Raw genomic sequence first — 21,355 nt, 5'->3', positions numbered from 1 at the left:
AATGAAATTATAGCCTTACAGTAGCAGATTTTCTTTTATTTTTTATAGACGTAGACAAATCTTCTTCTGTTAAAATTCTAAATGCAGAAGTAGGACATACTTTTATACAAGCAGGACCTTCTTCTGAATTTCCACAAAGATCACACTTATTGGCTACCATTTTCTCTATACAGAATAATTTATCAGTTGGAATATTTTCTAAGTTAATAAGTTTTCCTTTTTCTGTATCATTTAAGTTAATAGCGCCAAAAGGACAGGCAAGCATACAGTTTTTACATCCTATACATTTTTCTTCGTTAACAACTATAGAATTACCTTCTTTAGTAAGAGCATTGTGAGGACAGGCTTTTGCACAAGGGGCATCTTCACAATGTCTACATTGTATAGGAGCACTAACTTGAGCATTTTTTACAACTTCTAATTTAGGGTTAAAATTTATATCCTTTGGGTCTTGATAGAATATATTTTCTTTGCTATGTTCAACAACACAAGCTACCATACAAGTTCTGCAACCAATGCATTTTAGTGGGTCGGCTATAACAAAATAATTCATTTATTTAGCCACTTCCTTTCCTACACAATATTTAGTATGTAATAAATGATGAGACACACTTCCTAAAGGTTCTTTTAAGAACTCTTCATATATCTTAGCTATTTCAGGATTCTCATGTGATTTTCTTAGTGGTAAATTTTTATCATGAACATAAGTAGCTTCAGTTCTGTTATTATAAGCTAATTCTCTATATTCTTCTAATAATAACTTAGGTTGTCCACCACCACTTACACATCCAACTGGACAAGTCATAACCTCTATAAAGTCTAAACTTAATTTGCCTGATTTTAAGTCTTCTAAAACAGGAACTACATTTTTAAGACCTGTAACAATACCAACTTTTAGGGTTAAGTCTCCCACTTTTATTTGAGCAGTTCTAAAACCTTCTGAGCCTCTAACAGCAGGCAAATCTATACTAGGTATTTTTTCTCCAGTTATAACTTCATAGCCAGTACGAAGAGCAGCTTCCATAACACCACCAGTAACACCGAATATAGTACCGGCACCAGTATATACTCCTAAAGGACTCTCAAAAGCACTTTCTTCAAGTGTATCAAAATCTATGTTAGCATCTTTTATTAAGTAAGCTAATTCTCTAGTAGTTAAAACTACATCTACGTCTCTATATCCACTAGATTTCATCTCAGGTCTATCACATTCAAATTTCTTACATGTACAAGGCATAATAGAAATACTATAAATATCTTTTGCATCAATATTATTAATTTCAGCGCCATAAGTTTTGAAAACAGCACCAGCCATTTGCTGTGGTGATTTGCAAGTAGATAGATGGTCTGTTAATTCAGGATAATTATCTTCTAAAAATTTAACCCAAGCTGGACAACAAGATGTGAACATTGGTAGAGTTCCGCCTGTTGTAACTCTTTTGATCAACTCATTTCCTTCTTCCATAATAGTCAAATCTGCTGCAAAGTTTGTATCATAAACTTTATCAAACTTAAGAGCTTTTAATGCAGCAGCCATTTTGCCTGGAGTTAAAGATCCTAATTCCATTCCAAAGTCTTCACCAAGAGCAACTCTAACAGCAGGAGCACATTGAACTATAGTTATTTTACTAGGGTCTTTTAAAGCTTCTTTTACTCTATCAACATCACAAACATTATTAGCAGCAAATAGAGGTTCATTAATTGCATTAGGTAATTTTCTTTCAGATTTTTTACTTTCTATAAGTTCTTCACCGTGGTCAATAATAGATGCATAGGACTTACAAACTTGAACACATTGACCACAGACTACGCAGCGATCTTCGTTTATTTCTTGTGGTTTACCAGTATCTCCTTCAATTGCAAAAGCAGGACATACTTTTACGCATTCTTGACATCCTGTGCATAAATCTTTATCTATACTAACTATCATACTTTTATCCCCCTTATCCTATTTAGTAGCTGACAATAAATTCAAAGCAGCTTTTATGTTTTTCTCTTTTTTATCTTCAAGAGGAGTAACAAGTCTTAAAGCTTCATTAGGGCATGCATTTATGCAAGCTATTTTATCATTATCTTTGCATAAATCACATTTATAAGCTATTTTTTTGCTTTCATTTATTGCAATTTGTTCAACAGTCTTTTTATCTTTAAACTGAGTTAATAAGTCGATAGCTCCAAAAGGACAGGCCAGTAAACAAGTTTTACATCCTATACATTTATCATCATCAACAACTACCATACCATTAATTCTTGATATTGCTTTTACAGCGCAAGTATTTAAACAAGGAGCATCCTCACAATGTCTGCATTGTATAGGCATACAAATATCTTCGTCTTTAACTAAGTAAAGTCTTGGAATTATAGGAATTTCTACAGTGCCAACTGTATAGCTTATAGAGTTACTTTTTTGATTATGAGTAGTAAAGCAAGCTACTTCACAAGCTCTACAACCAGTACATTTATTAGAGTCAGCAATTACAAATGAACCTAATTTATTTTTCATACTATTTCACCTTTCTTTAATATAATTAATTCATCAAAAATTAGATTGAATGTCTCCTTGATTAGATACTTTTAACACCCATTTTGATTCTTAAATCTTTATAAGCATTTTTAACGCATTCTTCGGCATAGTTTTGATCTTCTATTCTTTCTACTTTAACAGCACAGTACTTGTATTCTGGAGTTTTAGAAATAGGGTCAAGACTAGCTATTGTAAGTTCGTTACAAGCACCTACCCACCATTGGTACGTCATATAAGTAGCTCCTTCTTGAACTCTATCTGTTACTAGGGCTCTTGTTAATACGCTACCTCTTCTAGAACTTACTCTGATTATTTCGTTATCTTCAAGATTAAGTTTTTGTGCATCTTTATAATTTATCTGTAAATAACCAGGTTCATCTTCTAGTTGAGAAAGAGTTCTACAGTTACCAGTCATTGTTCTAACAGAATAGTGACCTACTTCTCTTACAGTTGATAAACTGAAAGGATATTCATCATCTTCAATTTCATAAGGAGGTCTCCATTCAGTTGCAAACAATTTACCTCTACCATTATCAGTAGAGAAATTGCCATCTTTATGAAGGAATACAGAACCTTTATCTTCATCAGATTCACTTCTGCATGGCCATTGAACACAACCTAGTTTTTCTATTTTTTCATAAGTTGCACCAAAGAAACTAGGAGTTAAACTTCTCATCTCATCCCAAATTTCTTTCGTATTATTATATTGCATAGGATATCCCATGGCAGTAGAGATTCTACAAATTATATCCCAGTCAGTTTTTACATCACCTTTAGGCTCAACAGCTTTTCTAATTCTTTGGAAGCCTCTGTCGGCACAAGAATAAACACCATTGTGTTCTCCCCAAGATGTGGCAGGTAAAATAACATCAGCATGAAGAGCAGTTTTGTTCATGAAGATATCTTGTACAACAACAAATTCACAAGCATCTAAAGTTTCTCTTACCTCAGAAGCGTCTGGATCACTTTGAACTGGGTCTTCACCAAATATATAGTAAGCTTTTATTTTCTTTTCTTCTAAAACAGCATGAGGAACTTCTGTAATTTTAACACCTATTTCAGATGGAAGAGTAACACCCCAAGCTTTTTCAAATTTTTCTCTGATTTGAGGATTAGTAACTTTTTGATATCCTGGATATACATCTGGAAGAGCACCCATATCACAAGCACCTTGAACATTGTTTTGACCACGAACTGGTCCAATACCAACATTAGGTCTTCCTAAGTTGCCTGTAAGTAAAGCTAAAGAAGCCAAACCTTTAACTACATCAACAGCTTGTGAGAATTGGCAAACGCCCATGCCGTATAGAATCATAGAATCTTTTGCCTTGGCATATTCTCTCATGGCTTGTCTGATGGCGTCAGCTGGTATATTAGTGTATTTTTCTGCATATTCAGGAGTATAAGGTTCAACAATTTTCTTATATTCTTCAAAATTGTCAGTATGATTTGCTACGAAGTCTTTGTCATATAGATTTTCATTTATTAAAACATTACCGAAGGCATTAACTAAAATCATATTAGTCCCACCTTTTAAAGCTAAATGCATATCAGAAATTCTTGCAGTTTCTGTAACCCTAGGGTCAACAGTTATTATTTTAGCTCCCTTTTCTTTTGCTCTAACTATTCTTCTTGCAACTATAGGGTGAGAATCTGCACCGTTATATCCAAATACAAGTAATAAATTTGCATTTTCAATTTCGGGTATAGAGTTAGACATAGCACCACTACCTAATGAGTAAGCCAAACCGGCTACAGATGGGGCATGTCAAACACGGGCACAGTGGTCAATATTATTAGTACCTATTGCAGCTCTCATAAATTTTTGCATAATGTAGTTAGCTTCATTTCCTGGACCTCTGGCAGAACCAGTACCCATTATTGAATCTGGACCATATTTTTCTTTGATTTCATTTAGTCGAGAAGCTGTATAAGATATTGCTTCGTCCCATTCAACTTCTTCTAAAGTTCCATTTTTTCTGATTAAAGGTTTAGTAAGTCTTGGAGTTAAAATTTGCGGGTCATTTAGGAAATCCCATCCATAATGACCTTTAAGGCATAATGTACCTTCATTTGTTCTTCCTTGGGCAGGTTTGCTTCTTATGATTTGATTTTTTTCTTCATCAACTACTAAGTAAAATTGACATCCAGCGCCACAGTAAGGACAAGTGGTTAAAACTTCTTTTTCCATGAGTTTATCCCCCTTATTTTAAAATACTTTACTGATAAATATAATATTTGCTCAATATTAAGAGAAATATTGAGCAAATGAGCAAGCTTAAATATTAAATACAATGATGATGAAGACTTATTATAAAAATTGAATTAAAAATTATTAGTCAATTAGTCTTAGGTATAAAAATGTTAAAATATACTAATTTTATTATATCACCTCTTATTTTCATATTCAACTTGAGTTAAGATATAATAGTTTTGTATTTATAGAATTAAGTTACTTCATAAATTTACATTTTTATGAAATTAAAATACATATGTAATAGATAATTAACACATTTGTATAGGTCTAATGATTTGAGAAATTTTCATTAAATATTATAAAAATATGTGGTAAAATCATTTTATGATTAAAATTTATCCTTTTTTGAGTAAAAGCATATACTAAAAGTAAGGATAAAACGTATAATTTGAAAGTATGAAAAATATTTACAATATAAATTTGATTATTAATTAATAAAGTGTATGATTTGGGAGGAAAATATAATGAACAAGGAATTTATATATAAACAATTATTGAATATATTAGATGAAGAAAGTATAAAGGTAGATGAGCCAATGAAAAAACATATATCTTTTAGAGTGGGGGGGCCAGCAGATTTCTTACTTAAACCTAAGACTGAGGAAGAATTAAGTAAGGTAATAAAATTTGCCAAGGAAGAAAGCATACCTTTCATAGTTATAGGTAATGGTTCAAATCTTCTTGTAAAAGATGGTGGAATAAGAGGAATAGTTATAGAGTTGTTAGATAACTTCAATAATTATGAAATAGAAGGAAATATAATAAAGGCACAAAGTGGTGCTTTGTTATCTATATTAGGTAGAAATGCTCTTAAAAGTTCTTTAACAGGATTTGAATTTGCAGCTGGAATACCAGGAACTTTAGGTGGAGCATTAGCCATGAATGCAGGAGCTTATGGTGGAGAAATGAAACAAATTGTAAAAGCTGTAAGGCTTATGGATAGAGAAGGTAATATATTTGAGCTATCTAATGAAGAAATGAAATTTGAGTATAGAAGAAGTATATTAACAACTAATGATTATATAGCTTTATCTGCTGTAATAGAATTACAACCAGGTAATGCTGATGAAATAAAAGAAACTATGTCAGACTATGCAAATAGAAGATCAACTAAACAACCTCTAAACTTCCCAAGTGCAGGAAGTACATTTAAAAGACCAGAAGGGTATTTTGCAGCAAAACTAATTGATGACTGTGGACTTAGAGGGCTTAGCTTAAGAGGAGCACAAGTTTCAGAGAAACATTGTGGTTTTGTTATAAATCCTGGAGATGCTAATGCAAAAGACATATTAGACTTAATGTTTATAGTTAAAAGCACAGTAAATGCAAAATTTGGTATAATGTTAGAGGAAGAAGTGAAGATTCTAGGAGAGGATTAATAAATGAAAATTCTAGCTGATTATCATACACATACCATATACAGTCATGGTAAAGGAACAATAGAAGAAAATGTGAAAGTAGCTATTTCAAAAGGAATTGAAATTCTTGGAATTTCAGATCATAGCTATGATCACTTAACCTATGGCATTAAGAAGAATGATATATTTAAAATGAGGGAAGAAATAGATTTTCTCAATGAAAAATATAAAGACAAAATAAAAATATTATTGGGAGTGGAAAGTAATATATTAGATGATAAAGGAAACATTGATTATGATGATAAAATAGGAAAAGTTTTAGATTATGTCATGGCTGGATATCACTTTGGATCAAAGCCAACAAGCGTAAAAGGTCTACTTAATCATGCTAATAATTATGTTTTTAAAACAAATAAGTCAAAAGAATACAATACTTTAGCCATAATTAATGCTATGAGAAATAATGATATATTTGTCATTACTCACCCAGGAGACAAGGGTGATGTATATATAGAGGAAATTGCAAAAGTTGCAAAAGAAACAAATACTAGATTAGAGATAAACAGTAGTCATAAATTTTTAAATGTAGAGCAACTAAAAAAAATTGAGCATATAGGAAATACTTTTATAGTAGGTTCTGATGCTCATGTTCCACAAAATGTTGGTAACTTTGACTTAGCATTAAACACTATTAAAGAAGCAAAGATTGATTTATCACTGATAGAAAATATTAAATTTTAATAAAAAGGGAGTTTATAAATGAAATTTATAATAGTTACTGGACTTTCTGGATCTGGAAAAAGTGAAGCAATGAGAGCGCTAGAGGATATGGGATTTTATTGTGTAGACAATTTACCCCCTACTTTAATTCCTAAGTTTGCTGAATTATGCTATCAATCTAACTCAACTATAGATAAAGTAGCATTAGGAATAGATGTAAGAGGAAGAAAATTTTTTGAAGCGTTACACGAAAGTTTAAACACTTTAAGAAAGGATCAATATCCTTTTGAAGTACTATATTTAGATTGTGCGGATGATATTTTATTAAAAAGATACAAAATGACTAGAAGAAATCATCCTTTATCAATTAATAGACAGATACCAGAAGGTATAAAGATGGAAAGAGCAATTTTAGAGCCATTAAAAGAAATTGCTGATTGTATAATAGATACTTCTAATATGAAACCTAAAGACCTTAAAGAAGAAATAAGTAAAATTTATGCAAATGGAGAGGTTAATAATAATTTAACTATATCTGTGGTTTCATTTGGATTTAAACATGGAATACCTTCAGATTCAGATTTAGTTTTTGATGTGAGATTTTTACCGAATCCTTATTATATTGATGAGCTAAGAAGTAAAACAGGTGAAGAACAAGATGTTAGAGATTATGTAATGAACTCTGATATAAGTCATCAGTTTTATGAAAAATTATTAGACATGATTAATTTTTTAGTACCTCAATATATAGAAGAAGGAAAACATCATTTAGTTATAAGTATAGGTTGCACAGGTGGAAGACATAGATCTGTAACAATATCTAACTTAATAAGTGATGAATTAATAAAACAAGGATACAGAGTAGTTAAGAAGCATAGAGATTTTATGCTAAGATAGGCGGAGGCAGCTATGAAATATTTGGCTTATATTATAGATATTCTAGGCATGGTAACCTTAGTTCTAGGGATAGCTTTTTTTATAAAAGCAAAAAAACAAGTAAAAAAAGATACTACAAGAAAGACTATTGAAGTTGAGAAGGCTCATGTAGTGGTTATTGGTGGAGGTACAGGTCAGTCAATCTTTCTAAGAGGTCTTAAAAAGATTACACCTAATATTACAGCTGTTGTTACTGTTGCAGACGATGGCGGAGGATCAGGAGTTTTAAGATCAGACTTAGGAATGTTACCACCAGGAGACATTAGAAACTGTTTGCTAGCTCTAGCTAATACTGAACCTACTATGCAAGAAGTAATGCAATATAGATTTGAAGAAGGTGGCCTAAAAGGACAGAGCTTTGGAAATCTTTTTTTGGCAGCTATGAATGGTCAATATGGTAATTTTGAAACGGCTGTTTATAAATTAAGTGAAATTTTTAATATAACAGGCAGGGTTTTACCAGTTACACTGGAAAGTATAGACTTAATTGCCAAACTAAATAATGGAAATATAATAAAAGGGGAATCTAAAATTCCTAGGGAAGTCAGAAAGCAAAAAAGTAAAATTGAAGAAGTATACCTGGAGCCTAAAGACGCAAAGCCTTTAAATGAAGTGATTAATTCTATTTACGAAGCTGATTACATTATAATGGGTCCAGGAAGTTTATATACTAGTATAATACCAAATTTATTAGTGGAAGGTGTGGTTGAAGCTATAAAGGGAAGCAAGGCTACAAAAATATATATTCCTAATGTAATGACTCAACCAGGCGAAACTGATGGATATGATGTATTAGACCACATTAAAGCTATAAATAAACATACAAAAGAGAACTTGATTGACTATGTTATAGCTAACGATGAAATAATACCTGATAGTCAATTTGAAAAATATAAAAAAGACGGAGCAAATCAGGTGTTATTAGATAAAAGGCAAAGAATCGCATTAAAGAATATGGGTATTAAAATAGTCGAGGGAGATTTGATAGAAATTAAAAATGACTATATTAGACATCACGCAGATTCTATATGTGAAGTAATTAATAATTTGGCACTAAGTCATGATTATGACAGGGCAAGGTAAAAAAGGATTTTAGATTTTTATGTAGAAATCCTTATTATTATGTTAGTTTTAAGGAGTGAACATCTATGAGAGAAGAGATTAGTGCCGGTGGGGTGGTGTTATTTGGAAATGCTATTCTTCTACTAAGAAAGTTTAACGGTGATTGGGTTTTGCCAAAAGGAAAAGTAGAAGAAGGCGAAAATAACGAAGAAGCTGCATTAAGAGAAGTGTCAGAAGAAACAGGAGTAAAAGCCGAAACCTTAAAATATCTTGGAGAGATACATTATACTTTCAAAGAAAATTGGGATGAAAATAGAGCTGTTCATAAAACTGTATTTTGGTATTTGATGCAGTCTAAAAATATGGACACAGTACCACAAAAAGAAGAAGGATTTGTGGATGCTAAGTTTATTCATATAGATAGGGTTGTTGATTTAGCAAAATATGATGATGAGAAAGAAATTATAAAGGTGGCTTTAAAAGAAATAAAAAAAAGATTAAAGAAGAGCTAAGATAATAGGTGGTATGTATGTCTTTTTCTACAGAAACAAAAAATGAACTGGCAAGATTAATGCCGGAAAGCTTATGTTATAAAAAAGCTGAGTTATCGGGAATAGCGAAACTAGCTGGTACTATACAAATTGCTGGGTATAAAAAAATTAACTTGAAAATTTCTACAGAATTAAATTCAGTAGCTAGAAAAGTTTTTAAAATATTAAAATCTGATTTTAATATAAATACAACTATTATAGTTAATAAAAATCAAATGTTAAAGAGAAATAATAGCTATGTGCTAACTGTAAAAAGTGATATGGGATCTGAAGAGTTAATGAAGACTTTAGGCGTATTAGACAAAAATGAAGATTTTTTACCTTCTCACACAATACCATCTTGGGTATATGAAGATGAGGAATGTAAAAAGGCATTTCTTAGAGGAGCATTTCTAGGTGGAGGCTCAATAAGTGATCCAGAAAAAAATTATCATCTAGAATTTGTTGTTAGTAACGAAGAATTTGCAGAATCTTTAATGAATTTAATAAACTCATTAGGTTTAAATTCAAAAATAGTATGTAGAAAAAATTCTTATGTTGTATATTTGAAAGAAAGTGAGCAAATATCAGATTTGCTAAGTCTTATAGGCGGTTTTCAAGCTCTTTTAAGTCTTCAAAATACAAAAATATTAAAACAAATGAGAAATAATGTAAATAGAATAGTAAACTGTGAAACAGCTAATCTTTCCAAGACAGTAAATGCGGCAGTAAGACAAGTAGAAAATATAAAATTAATTGAACGAAAAATGGGTATAAGTAAATTACCCCAAAGCTTGCAGCAAATTGCATTATTAAGAGTCGAGAATGAAGATTTAACATTAAAAGAGTTGGGAGAATTATTAACTCCTCCAATTAGTAAATCGGGTGTAAATCACAGATTAAAAAAATTAGAAGAAATAGCTAATGAGTTGAGAAGTAAAGAGTTTGATAGTGGACATAATAATGAAAATTAATTATTAAGGGGGTTATAATATATAGCCTCTTTTTTTATTCGATAATATGATAAAATAAGTTTATAAATTTAGGAGGTGAGATAATGAATAAAGATTTTATTCATCTTCATGTGCATACGGAGTACAGTTTACTAGATGGATTTTCTAGACTAGATAAACTAATAGGGCGAGCAAAAGAGCTAAATATGAAAGCTATTGCTATAACAGATCATGGTTGTATGTTTGGAGCTATAGATTTTTATAAAAAAGCAAAAAAAGCAGGAATAAAGCCAGTTATAGGATGTGAAGTATACACAGCATCTCGTGGCTTAAGGGATAAAGACCCAAACTATGATAAAAAGTACGGTCATTTAGTTTTATTAGCTGAAAATATGACAGGATATAAAAATTTAATAAAATTAGTTTCAACATCTTACGTTGAAGGATTTTATTACAAGCCAAGGGTGGATATAGAAGAATTAAGAAAACATAGCGAAGGAATTATAGCATTATCGGCTTGTTTAGCAGGAGATGTATCAAATAATATTTTGAATAGAAACTATGAAGAAGCCAAAAGATTTGCTTTATTATATAGAGACATATTTGGAGAAAATAATTTTTATTTAGAAATACAAGACCACAATTTGCCAGAACAAAAAGAAGTAAATGCAGGGTTAGTTAAATTATCAAAAGAAACGGGCATACCTCTTGTTGCAACAAACGACCTGCATTATGTAAATAAGGAAGATTCAAAAACTCATGATGTACTTATGTGTATACAAATGGGCAAAACTTTAAATGATCCAAGTAGAATGAAATTTGGAAGTGATGAATTTTATTTAAAGTCAAGAGAAGAAATGGAAGAACTTTTCCCTTATGCAATAGAGGCTTTAGATAACACGGTTAAAATTGCAGAAAGATGTAATGTTGAATTTGATTTTAATACTTATCATTTACCAAAATACGATGTACCAGAAGGTTATACAACAGAAAGTTACTTAAGAGAGCTATGCTTTAAAGGATTAGAGGAAAGATATAATAATCCTACACAGGAAGCAATAGATAGATTAAATTATGAAGTTGATGTAATTTCAAAAATGGGATATATAGAATACTTTTTAATTACTTGGGATTTCATAAATTATGCAAAAGAAAATAATATAATGGTTGGTCCAGGAAGAGGTAGTGCAGCAGGTTCTATAGTTGCATATACTTTGAGAATAACTGATATAGATCCAATTAAATATTCATTGCTATTTGAACGTTTCTTGAACCCAGAACGTGTATCTATGCCCGATATAGATATAGATTTTTGCTATGAAAGAAGAGAAGAAGTTATAGATTATGTTAAGAGAAAATATGGAGATGATCATGTTGCTCAGATTATAACTTTTGGAACTATGAAAGCAAAAGCAGCTATTAGAGACGTTGGTAGAGTATTAGATATTCCTTATAACAAAGTTGACAAAATAGCAAAAGAAATTCCTTTTGATTTAGGAATGACAATAGATAAAGCATTGGAAGTTAATCCAGAACTAAGAAATTTATACGAGCAAGATGGGGAAACTAAAGAAGTAATAGATATTTCAAAGCAGATGGAAGGAATGTTACGTCATGCATCTACCCATGCAGCAGGAGTAGTTATCTCAAAAAATCCTGTAGATGAATACGTACCATTATACAAGCATCAAGAGTCTGTGAGTACTCAGTTCACAATGACTACTTTAGAGGAGTTAGGTCTTTTAAAAATGGACTTTTTGGGGCTTAGAACTCTTACAGTTATAAGAGATGCCCTTGATTTAATAGAAAATAAATATAAAAAAAGAATAGATTTTTCTTCAATGGACTATGATGATCCAAAGGTTTATGAGTTACTTTCTTCAGGAAACACATTAGGAGTATTCCAATTGGAAAGCTCAGGTATGAGAAGTTTCATGAAACAGCTTAAGCCAAATAACTTTGAAGATATTGTTGCTGGTATATCTTTATACAGACCAGGTCCCATGGATTCTATTCCAACATATATAGAAAATAAGCATAACCCAGATAAAATAACATATATACATGAAAGTTTAAGACCTATAATGGAAGTTTCTTATGGTTGTTTAGTTTACCAAGAGCAAGTTATGCAAGTTGTTAGGGATTTAGCAGGGTATAGTTATGGTCGTAGCGATTTAGTTAGAAGAGCTATGGGCAAAAAGAAAATGGATGTAATGGAAGAAGAAAGACAGTACTTCATACACGGAAAAGGAGATGAAAATGGGAATTTAGAAATACAAGGATGTGTAAGAAATGGCGTTCCAGAGGATATAGCAAATAAAATATTTGATGACATGATAGATTTTGCAAAATACGCATTTAATAAATCTCATGCAGCCGCTTATGGAGTTATCTCTTATGAAACAGCGTATTTAAAAGCATATTATCCAGTAGAATTTATGGCAGCATTAATTACTAGTGTTATGGGCAACACAGATAAAGTTGTTGAATATATAAGAGAATGTAGTGCTTTAGAAATAGAAATATTAAAACCAGATATAAATAAAAGTTTTGGGAAATTTTCCGTTGAAGGACATGATATAAGATTTGGTTTAGCAGCTGTTAAAAATGTTGGAATAAATGTAATTAACAACATTATAAAAGAAAGAGAAGCAAATGGAGACTTTAAAGATTTTGCTGATTTAGTAAAAAGATTAGATTCAAAAGATTTGAATAAAAGGGTATTAGAAAGTTTAATTAAATGTGGAGCTTTTGACAATATTAGTGATAATAGAGCTAGTTTAATGATGGGATACGAAAAATTATTAGAAAGCGTATCTATGGATAGAAAGAAAAATGTCAAAGGACAAATTTCTCTGTTTGATGGTCTTCAAATGGGAGAAGAAATTGTAGAAGTTGAACATGAAGTTAGTTCAATACCTAAGGTAAATGAATTTGAAGAGAGAGAAAGACTAGCATTGGAAAAAGAAGTTTTAGGAATGTATGTTAGTGGTCATCCTCTTGGAGAATATGAAAAAGAATTAAAAAATAACACATCTATAGATAATGGAAGAATCAATGCTTTAAAAGAAGACATGGAAGCATACTTGAATTTAGATGAAAAAGAAGTTATTTTAGGTGGAATGATTGTTAACAAGAGGATACAAACAACTAAAAGAAATGACATTATGGCATTTTTAGAGTTGGAAGACTTATATGGTACTATTGAAGTTATTGTATTTCCTCAAGTTTTAAAACAATATAATACTATCTTAAATGAGGATAATATTATTTATATAAAAGGTAAGCTTAGTATAAAAGAGGAAGAAAATGCAAAACTTATAGCTAGAGAAATTAAAGATATAAGTGATCATGATAATTTTAAAATTAACAATCGAAATAATGTATACACAAAAAATAAAAAGCCACAAGCTACAGGTATTTTTATAAAGGTAGATAATGTAAAAAATCAACAAATTATCAGTTCTATAGAAAAAATATTACTTCAACATAAGGGAAAAGAAGGTGTTTACATATGCACAGAACATCCTCGAAGAATATTTAAGTGGACTGATATGGAAGTGAGTATAAACTCTGAATTACAATTCGAATTACGAAAACTATTAGGCATGGAAAACGTTAAGGTTAAAAATTAGCACAAATTGATGTTTTATATAAAAACAGGTGGAAATTTGTGATATAATACACAATATATACAGGTGAAAATGTTTTTGTAAAATTAATAAAAACATATATACCTAGGGAGTAAAAAATTACAACTCTAAGGACTTAGGATTATTAGGAGGTAGTACTATGAAGACAATAGGAATATTGACTAGTGGTGGGGATGCACCAGGAATGAATGCAGCTATTAGAGCTGTAGTTAGATCAGCCATATATTATGGATGCAAAGTTTATGGTATTAATAGAGGATACAAAGGTCTTATTGAATCTGACTTAGTTGAAATGAATTTATCATCAGTTGGAGACATTATACACAGAGGTGGAACAATACTTAAATCATCAAGATGTGAAGAGTTTAAAACTGAAGAAGGTAGACAAAAAGCAGTTAAAATCCTTAAGAAATATGGAATAGATTGTTTAGTTGTAATAGGTGGAGATGGTTCTTTCAATGGAGCTCAAAAACTTAGTGATTTAGGTTTTCCAGCTATAGGTATACCAGGAACAATTGATAATGATTTAGCTTACACAGATTATACAATAGGTTTCGATACAACATTAAACACTATAGTAGATGCTATAAGTAAAATAAGAGATACTTCTTCTTCTCATGAAAGAGTTAATATAGTTGAAGTTATGGGAAGACATTGTGGAGATTTAGCCTTATATTCTGGGTTAGCTGGTGGTGCTGAAACAATAATAGTTCCAGAAATAGATTATAAAATAGAAGACATATGCTTAAGATTAGAAACTACTAAAAAAAGAGGTAAGAGACACAGCATAATAGTATTAGCAGAAGGTGTTGGAAACGCTAATGATATTGGAAAAGAAATAGTTGAAAGAACTGGTGTTGACCTTAGAGTAACAGTATTAGGACATGTTCAAAGGGGTGGAAGTCCAACAGTTTCAGATCGTTTATTAGCAAGTAGATTAGGAGTAAAAGCAGTTGAATTACTTCTAGATGGTAAATCTGCTAGGGTAGTAGGAATAAGAGATGATAAGATAATAGATATGGAAATACATGAAGCTTTAGCTATGAAAAGAGATTTTGACAAACAAAGTTATCAAATGGCTCAAATACTATCTATATAATACATTTAGGAGGATATAATATAATGCTTAAGAGTGCTAAAAAAACAAAAATAGTTTGTACTTTAGGACCAGCTTCTCAAAGTGAAGAAACATTAACTAAATTAATGGAAAATGGTCTTAATGTTTGTAGATTTAACTTTTCTCATGGTTCTCATGAAGAACATAAGGAAAGAATGGATGCGGTAAAAAAAGTTAGAGAAAGACTTAACAAACCAGTTGCAATATTACTTGATACTAAAGGTCCAGAAATAAGAACTGGAAACTTTGCAGATCCAGAAGTTTTCCTTGAAGAAGGAAGTAAATTTACAATAACTATGGCAGATGTTATGGGGACAAAAGAAATCTGTACAGTTAGTTACAAAGGATTAGCTGATGACGTTGTAAAAGGTGACTTAATATTAATAGATGATGGCCTTGTTGGATTAAGAGTTGAAGAAGTTGTTGGGGAAGAAATTCACTGTATAGTTGAAAACTCAGGTATTGTTAAAAACCACAAGGGCGTAAACGTTCCCGGGGTAAAAATAAACTTACCAGCATTAACTCCTAAGGATATATCAGATATAGAATTTGGTATAACTCAAGGGATAGATTTTATAGCAGCGTCATTTGTTAGAAAAGCATCTGATGTTCTTGCTATAAGGGAAGTTCTAGAAAATAACGATGCCACTTATATACAAATAATATCAAAAATAGAAAACCAAGAAGGTGTGGATAATTTAGATGAAATACTACAAGTTTCTGATGGTTTAATGGTTGCTAGAGGTGACTTGGGAGTTGAAATACCAACTGAAGAGATGCCAATAGTACAAAAAGAAATGATCAAAAAATGTAATGAATTAGGAAAACCAGTTATAACAGCTACTCAAATGCTTGATTCTATGATAAGAAACCCAAGACCTACAAGAGCTGAAGTAACTGACGTTGCAAATGCTATCTACGATGGAACAGATGCAATAATGTTATCTGGAGAAACTGCTGCAGGTAAATATCCAGTAGAAGCAGTTAAAACAATGGCTACAATAGCAAAAAGAATAGAAGAAACTTTAGATTATGATAATATCTTAAGAAGCAAAGGATTAAACAATACAAATGTTACAGATGCAATAAGTTATGCTACTTGCACAACAGCTAAAAGTTTAACTGCTTCAGGAATAGTTACATCAACATCTTCAGGACATACAGCTAGAATGGTTTCTAAATTTAGACCAAATACTCCGATTATAGCTGCTACTCCAAATGAAAGAACTAGTAGACAGTTATCATTAAGTTGGGGTGTTTATACAGTAAACTGTCAACAAGCAGGAAATACAGATGATCTTATAGATAACTCAATAGAAGCAAGTAAAAATGAAGGGTTTATCCACGATGGAGAGTTAGTTGTTATAACTGCTGGAGTTCCAACTGGAGTAAGTGGAACAACTAATTTAATAAAAGTGCATGTTGTAAGTGAAGAAATATGCCAAGGTATAGGTATAGGAAGAACTACAATTGAAGGTAACGTACGTATAGTAAAAAGTGGAGAATCTTGTGAGAATTTCAACGAAGGAGATATATTAGTTACTAGTATGACTGATAAAGAAATGAATCCATATATAGAAAAAGCTGCTGCAATTGTAACAGAAGATGGTGGAATGACTTCTCATGCTGCAATAGTTGGAATAAACTTAGGAAAACCAGTTATTGTATCTGCTACTAATATATTATCAAATGTTGAAGATGGGGAAATAATAACAGTTGATACTACAAGAGGAGCTGTATACAGAGGTTCAAGTAGAGTTTTATAAGAATAAAATAAGAAAATGATTAATATATTTTAATATAGTACATTAATATTTTATTAAAACATGATTTATATGACTAAAAATAATTCGAAGAGAATGATTGCATGTTCTAGTAAATGATGGTACTATTATATAAAATGACCACTCAGATAATACTAAAGTCTTAGTGGTTATTTTTATAAAATGAATAATCAGAATATTTACAAAAATGTGAATATATTGACAAAACAAGGGGTTTAATCTGATTATTTCTTTTGGGTTTTATTTTCCGTCATATTAAAAATAAAAAGGAGGGAGTATTAAATGGCAGAAAACAGAGAACAATGGGGTTCTAAGATAGGTCTTATCTTAGCAATGGCAGGAAATGCTGTTGGATTAGGGAATTTCTGGAGATTCCCGTATATAGCTGCTACAAATGGTGGTGGCGCATTTATGATACCATATTTCTTTGCTCTAATAGTTATAGGTATACCTGTAATGTTAATAGAGTGGAGTATAGGGCGTTATGGTGGAGCACATGGACATGGAACGGTAGGTCCAATGATTTATTTACAAGCTAAAAAAGCTGTAAAGCCAAAAACTGCAATTATACTTGGAGCTCTTGCAGGAGCTATAGCATTTGGAGTTACATTATTAGTTAACTCTTATTATACTCATATAATAGGTTGGTCACTAGGATACGCAGTACAATCACTAACAGGTGGTTATGTAGGTGTGGATGGTCCTACATTCTTTGTAAATTATATAACTGATCCTAAGATGTTGATATTCTGGGTAATATCATTAGCATTACTTGGATGGGCAGTTATGAAAGGTGTGTCTGAAGGTATAGAAGCTTGGGCTAAAGTAATGATGCCAACAATATATATATTTGGTATCATATTAGTTATAAGAGCTGTAACATTAGGTGCACCAGTTAATCCTGATTGGTCATCAATGAATGGATTAAACTTTGTATGGAATCCAGATTTGAGTAAATTAACTTCTGCTTCAGTAGTAACTGCAACAGGTCAAATATTCTTCACATTATCTTTAGGAATGGGTATTATTTGCAACTATGCATCTTACTTGCAAGCAGATGAAGATATAGTAGCTGCTTCTGTTGCTACAGTATCATTAAATGAATTTGCTGAAGTTATACTTGCTGGTACTTCTGTTATACCTATTTCTTATGCTTTCCTTGGACCAGAAGGGATAAAAGGTAGTATAGGGCTTGCATTTATGGCATTGCCAAATGTATTTGCTGATATGACTGGTGGTAGAATATTTGGTGCTGTTTGGTTCTTCTTATTATTCTTTGCTGGATTTACTTCAGCTATAGCAATGTATAACTACTTAGTTGCGTTGCTAGAAGAAGATATGGGAATACAAAGAAAGAAAGGCGCTATTATTATATTCGTAGCATATTTAATAGTTGGTACTCCAATAGCATTAGAATCAATAATGACAGGAACTGCTAACTTGTTCTACTTCACAGAAGTTGATAACTGGATAGGTAACTACTTATTAATCGTTCTTGGATTAATAGAAGTTATAGTTGTAGCTTGGTTAGTTAAAGACCCTGCATTAGAAGAAATAAATAAAGGTGGGTTATGGAAAGTTCCAAAATGGTTCTTTAGATTATTCCACCAATTCTTAACACCAGTTTCTATAATAGTATTCTTAGCTATATTTACTAAAGACTATGCATTAGCTGGTAACTTTAAAGCAATACCGTCTTATATGGCTGGTAATGAGCAGTTTGTTGTTTGGGTAAATCTTGCTAGAGCCGTAGTAGTATGTATATTGGTAGTTGGGTTTATACAAACATATAAATCTATTAAATCTAAATATACTTCTGAAATACAAAATAATAAAGTAGAAGCTTAATAAATTTTAATCTTATTACAGATTAATTTTAAAGGATGGTGAATATAATGACAGGATTTGCTTGGGTTTTTATGTTAATAGTTTGGGTTATTATATTAGGTTTTGCTGGAATGGCATTAAATAAGATAGTAAGCCACGGAAAATAGATTTTTAATAGTAAAAAGTAGTTAAAATAAAAAGAACCCTACAAAACGTAGGGTTCTTTATATAAATAATGAGGATATATAATAAAGAACTTATAAATAATATTATAAAAATATAGAAGTAATAATGCCTATATAGTATCATAAATATAAAGGGGGGTGCTTGTATGAGTACAGGGTTAGTAGTTATGACAATTAGCCAATTAATCTCTGAAACGAAGAAGTTCAAGGGTATAAAAGAAAGAAAAAGACAAAAATATTTGTCTGATTTAGAAAAGTTAAAATCTGAATATGAGCAGGTAGAAGTACCGGAATATTTTAGTAAACAATATAATCAGCTTAATGGAAAAGGTAAAGAATTAATTAAGGATATGAGAATGGGTAGAGATGTTCAAGGTATTGAAAATGATTTGCCAATATATATAAGATATTTAAAAGCATCTTTGAGAGACTTTAAAGGTGAAACAAATGTATTAAAAAATTATTTATTAGCATTTTATTTAACTGCAGCATTATTTTTAGCTTTAACGCCTCAATTTTATGGATATATGTTACCCTTATTATTTTTAGTACCAATTGTATTGGGAGTTAAAGGTAGTAAACAAAGATCGATAAATGGATTTTATATGAGTATGAGTATAGTTCCTATGGGAATTATGACAGCAGTTACATGGATGAGATATGGATACCAAGCAATGCAAAACTTTAATTATTATGTTGGCAAAATTGTAAGTAGTGGATTATCACAAGGTTTAGCAGAAAAGCTAGTGTACATAGGCTCTATAGGAGGAGTTATTTTATTTATACTTGCATGTACACAATTTTATCTAGGATTAAAAAATAGAGATTTATTTATATAAGGACTTTAATAGTCCTTATTTTTTTGATAAAATAAATGTTTGAAGTCTAAATTTAATTGTTCGGAGGAAAACCTATGTTGTCAAAAGATAAGATGTACGTTGTAGAGATAGTTGATATAGGTCAAGGTGGAGTTGGAATTGGTAAATTCGAAGGATTTACGGTTTTTGTAGATGGCGGATTAGTAAAAGACAAGATTAAGGTTAAGATAACTAAATCAAAAAAGAACTATGCCGTTGGAGAAATAGTTGAAATACTGGAACCATCACCATATAGGGTTGAAAGAAAATGTAGCAAAGAGCTTAAAGAATGTGGTGGATGTCAAATTCAAGAATTAGATTACAAAGAGCAACTTAATGTAAAAACTAATGAAGTTAAACAAGTTATAAGTAGAATTGGAAAACTTGATGATGTGGTAATTCATAATGCTTTAGGAATGGAAGAACCTTTTAGATATAGAAATAAGGCTCAATTTCCTATTCAAAAAGTAGATGGAGTGCCTGTAATTGGTTTTTATAAAAAGAAGAGCCATGATATTATACCTACAGACCAATGTATTATACAACACAATGTAAATGATAAAATAATTAAAATAATTAAAACTTATATAAGAGCTTATAAAGTTAGTATATATGATGAAAAAACTCATACAGGAGTTTTAAGACATTTAGTAACAAAGGTAGGTTTTACTACTAAAGAAGTTATGGTAGTATTAGTTGCCAACGGAAGAAAATTACCATACTTAAATGAATTAGCATCTGTTTTAAAAGAAAATATCCCAGGATTCAAAACTTTAGTAGTTAACGTAAATAGAGAAAAAACTAATGTAATATTAGGAAGTGAAAATAGAGTAATTTATGGAGATGGAAAAATTAATGATAATATAGGAGATTTAGTATTTGAAATATCACCATTATCATTCTTCCAAGTTAATCCTGTTCAAACAGAAGTACTATATAATAAAGCATTAGAATATGCGAGCTTAGGAGAAAATGATACAGTATTTGATATATACTGTGGAATCGGAACTATTTCGTTATTCTTAGCACAAAAAGCTAAAAAAGTGTATGGAATAGAGATTGTAGAAGAAGCAATAAAAGATGCAAAGATAAATGCAAAGATAAATAATTTAGATAATGTGGAATTCTATGTGGGAAAAGCTGAAGAGGTCGTTCCAAAGATGTATAAACAAGGGAAACGTGCTAATGTAGTAGTTGTTGATCCACCTAGAAAAGGTTGTGATGAAAAGGTATTAGATACAATTTTATCTATGGAACCAGACAGAGTAGTTTATGTTTCATGTAGTCCATCAACTTTAGCGAGAGATTTAAATTATTTAGATGAAAGAGGATATAAATGTTTAGAGGTTCAACCAGTAGATATGTTCCCTCATAGTGTTCATATCGAAAATGTAGCTCTTATAGTTAAGAAAAAATAAAAGTAGAGAAATTAATTTCTCTACTTTTTATTTTTATATAGTAATGTAGGGAATGTAAAATAAAGTGTGTAAGTTGACAAGATTGTTGTCAGCTTATGCACTTTTTTGATTATAGAGTGTGATACCATTAAGGAAAGGAACTTAAAAAGATGAGGTATGATACTATGGTTAGAA

At 30.9% G+C, this 21,355-nt stretch carries 16 protein-coding genes; 12 read left to right on the top strand and 4 right to left on the bottom strand.

The features are described from left to right. Positions 1 to 7 precede the first annotated feature (7 nt). The 4 genes from K0040_RS07960 to fdhF all read right to left on the bottom strand — a co-directional run bounded on the left by K0040_RS07960 (position 8) and on the right by fdhF (position 4,715). Positions 8 to 553 carry a 4Fe-4S dicluster domain-containing protein gene (locus K0040_RS07960; protein ID WP_228108387.1) on the bottom strand — a complete coding sequence of 182 codons (546 nt, stop codon included), beginning with the start codon at positions 551 to 553 and terminating at the stop codon, positions 8 to 10. Beyond that, positions 554 to 1,930: a [FeFe] hydrogenase, group A gene (locus tag K0040_RS07955; protein ID WP_228108386.1), complete on the bottom strand. Its 1,377-nt coding sequence runs from the start codon at positions 1,928 to 1,930 to the stop codon at positions 554 to 556. An 18-nt stretch (positions 1,931 to 1,948) separates the two neighbouring features. Beyond that, positions 1,949 to 2,503 carry a 4Fe-4S dicluster domain-containing protein gene (locus K0040_RS07950; protein WP_228108385.1) on the bottom strand — a complete coding sequence of 185 codons (555 nt, stop codon included), beginning with the start codon at positions 2,501 to 2,503 and terminating at the stop codon, positions 1,949 to 1,951. A gap of 61 nt (positions 2,504 to 2,564) precedes the next feature. Continuing rightward, positions 2,565 to 4,715, bottom strand: a complete 2,151-nt coding sequence (gene fdhF / locus K0040_RS07945; protein WP_228108384.1) for a formate dehydrogenase subunit alpha — start codon at positions 4,713 to 4,715, stop codon at positions 2,565 to 2,567. A 530-nt stretch (positions 4,716 to 5,245) separates the two neighbouring features. Between fdhF and murB the strand changes: the two genes are divergently transcribed. The 12 genes from murB to rlmD all read left to right on the top strand — a co-directional run bounded on the left by murB (position 5,246) and on the right by rlmD (position 21,181). After that, positions 5,246 to 6,160, top strand: a complete 915-nt coding sequence (gene murB, locus K0040_RS07940; protein ID WP_228108383.1) for a UDP-N-acetylmuramate dehydrogenase — start codon at positions 5,246 to 5,248, stop codon at positions 6,158 to 6,160. A 3-nt stretch (positions 6,161 to 6,163) separates the two neighbouring features. After that, complete coding sequence (locus tag K0040_RS07935) at positions 6,164 to 6,880, top strand: PHP domain-containing protein (RefSeq protein WP_228108382.1); 717 nt, start codon at positions 6,164 to 6,166, stop codon at positions 6,878 to 6,880. A gap of 18 nt (positions 6,881 to 6,898) precedes the next feature. Continuing rightward, complete coding sequence (gene rapZ / locus K0040_RS07930; protein WP_074919634.1) at positions 6,899 to 7,756, top strand: RNase adapter RapZ; 858 nt, start codon at positions 6,899 to 6,901, stop codon at positions 7,754 to 7,756. A 12-nt stretch (positions 7,757 to 7,768) separates the two neighbouring features. Continuing rightward, positions 7,769 to 8,878, top strand: coding sequence for a gluconeogenesis morphogenetic factor MgfK (gene mgfK, locus K0040_RS07925; protein ID WP_228108381.1), 1,110 nt, complete (start codon positions 7,769 to 7,771; stop codon positions 8,876 to 8,878). A 65-nt stretch (positions 8,879 to 8,943) separates the two neighbouring features. Beyond that, positions 8,944 to 9,369 carry an NUDIX hydrolase gene (locus K0040_RS07920; RefSeq protein WP_074919632.1) on the top strand — a complete coding sequence of 142 codons (426 nt, stop codon included), beginning with the start codon at positions 8,944 to 8,946 and terminating at the stop codon, positions 9,367 to 9,369. Between the two features lie 17 nt (positions 9,370 to 9,386). Then, a complete protein-coding gene (whiA, locus tag K0040_RS07915) occupies positions 9,387 to 10,361 on the top strand; it encodes a DNA-binding protein WhiA (RefSeq protein WP_228108380.1) in 975 nt (324 codons plus the stop codon). An 83-nt stretch (positions 10,362 to 10,444) separates the two neighbouring features. Further along, positions 10,445 to 13,975, top strand: a complete 3,531-nt coding sequence (locus K0040_RS07910) for a DNA polymerase III subunit alpha (protein ID WP_228108379.1) — start codon at positions 10,445 to 10,447, stop codon at positions 13,973 to 13,975. Positions 13,976 to 14,132: 157 nt separating this feature from the next. Then, on the top strand, positions 14,133 to 15,092 hold the full coding sequence (gene pfkA / locus K0040_RS07905) for a 6-phosphofructokinase (protein WP_074919629.1): 960 nt from the start codon (positions 14,133 to 14,135) through the stop codon (positions 15,090 to 15,092). A gap of 23 nt (positions 15,093 to 15,115) precedes the next feature. Then, positions 15,116 to 16,876 carry a pyruvate kinase gene (pyk, locus tag K0040_RS07900; protein WP_228108378.1) on the top strand — a complete coding sequence of 587 codons (1,761 nt, stop codon included), beginning with the start codon at positions 15,116 to 15,118 and terminating at the stop codon, positions 16,874 to 16,876. Positions 16,877 to 17,176: 300 nt separating this feature from the next. After that, positions 17,177 to 18,742 carry a sodium:neurotransmitter symporter family protein gene (locus K0040_RS07895; RefSeq protein ID WP_228108377.1) on the top strand — a complete coding sequence of 522 codons (1,566 nt, stop codon included), beginning with the start codon at positions 17,177 to 17,179 and terminating at the stop codon, positions 18,740 to 18,742. A 310-nt stretch (positions 18,743 to 19,052) separates the two neighbouring features. Continuing rightward, positions 19,053 to 19,745, top strand: a complete 693-nt coding sequence (locus K0040_RS07890) for an HMG-box domain-containing protein (RefSeq protein ID WP_228108376.1) — start codon at positions 19,053 to 19,055, stop codon at positions 19,743 to 19,745. 74 nt (positions 19,746 to 19,819) lie between these two features. Further along, positions 19,820 to 21,181 (top strand): 23S rRNA (uracil(1939)-C(5))-methyltransferase RlmD, encoded by a 1,362-nt coding sequence (rlmD, locus tag K0040_RS07885; protein ID WP_228108375.1) that lies wholly within the window; start codon positions 19,820 to 19,822, stop codon positions 21,179 to 21,181. Positions 21,182 to 21,355: the final 174 nt, after the last annotated feature.

The organism is Terrisporobacter petrolearius, assembly GCF_020748185.1.
Lineage (GTDB): Bacteria > Bacillota > Clostridia > Peptostreptococcales > Peptostreptococcaceae > Terrisporobacter > Terrisporobacter petrolearius.
The sequence above is the reverse complement of the archived record's forward strand: the minus strand, read 5'-3'. Positions and strand labels throughout refer to the sequence as shown.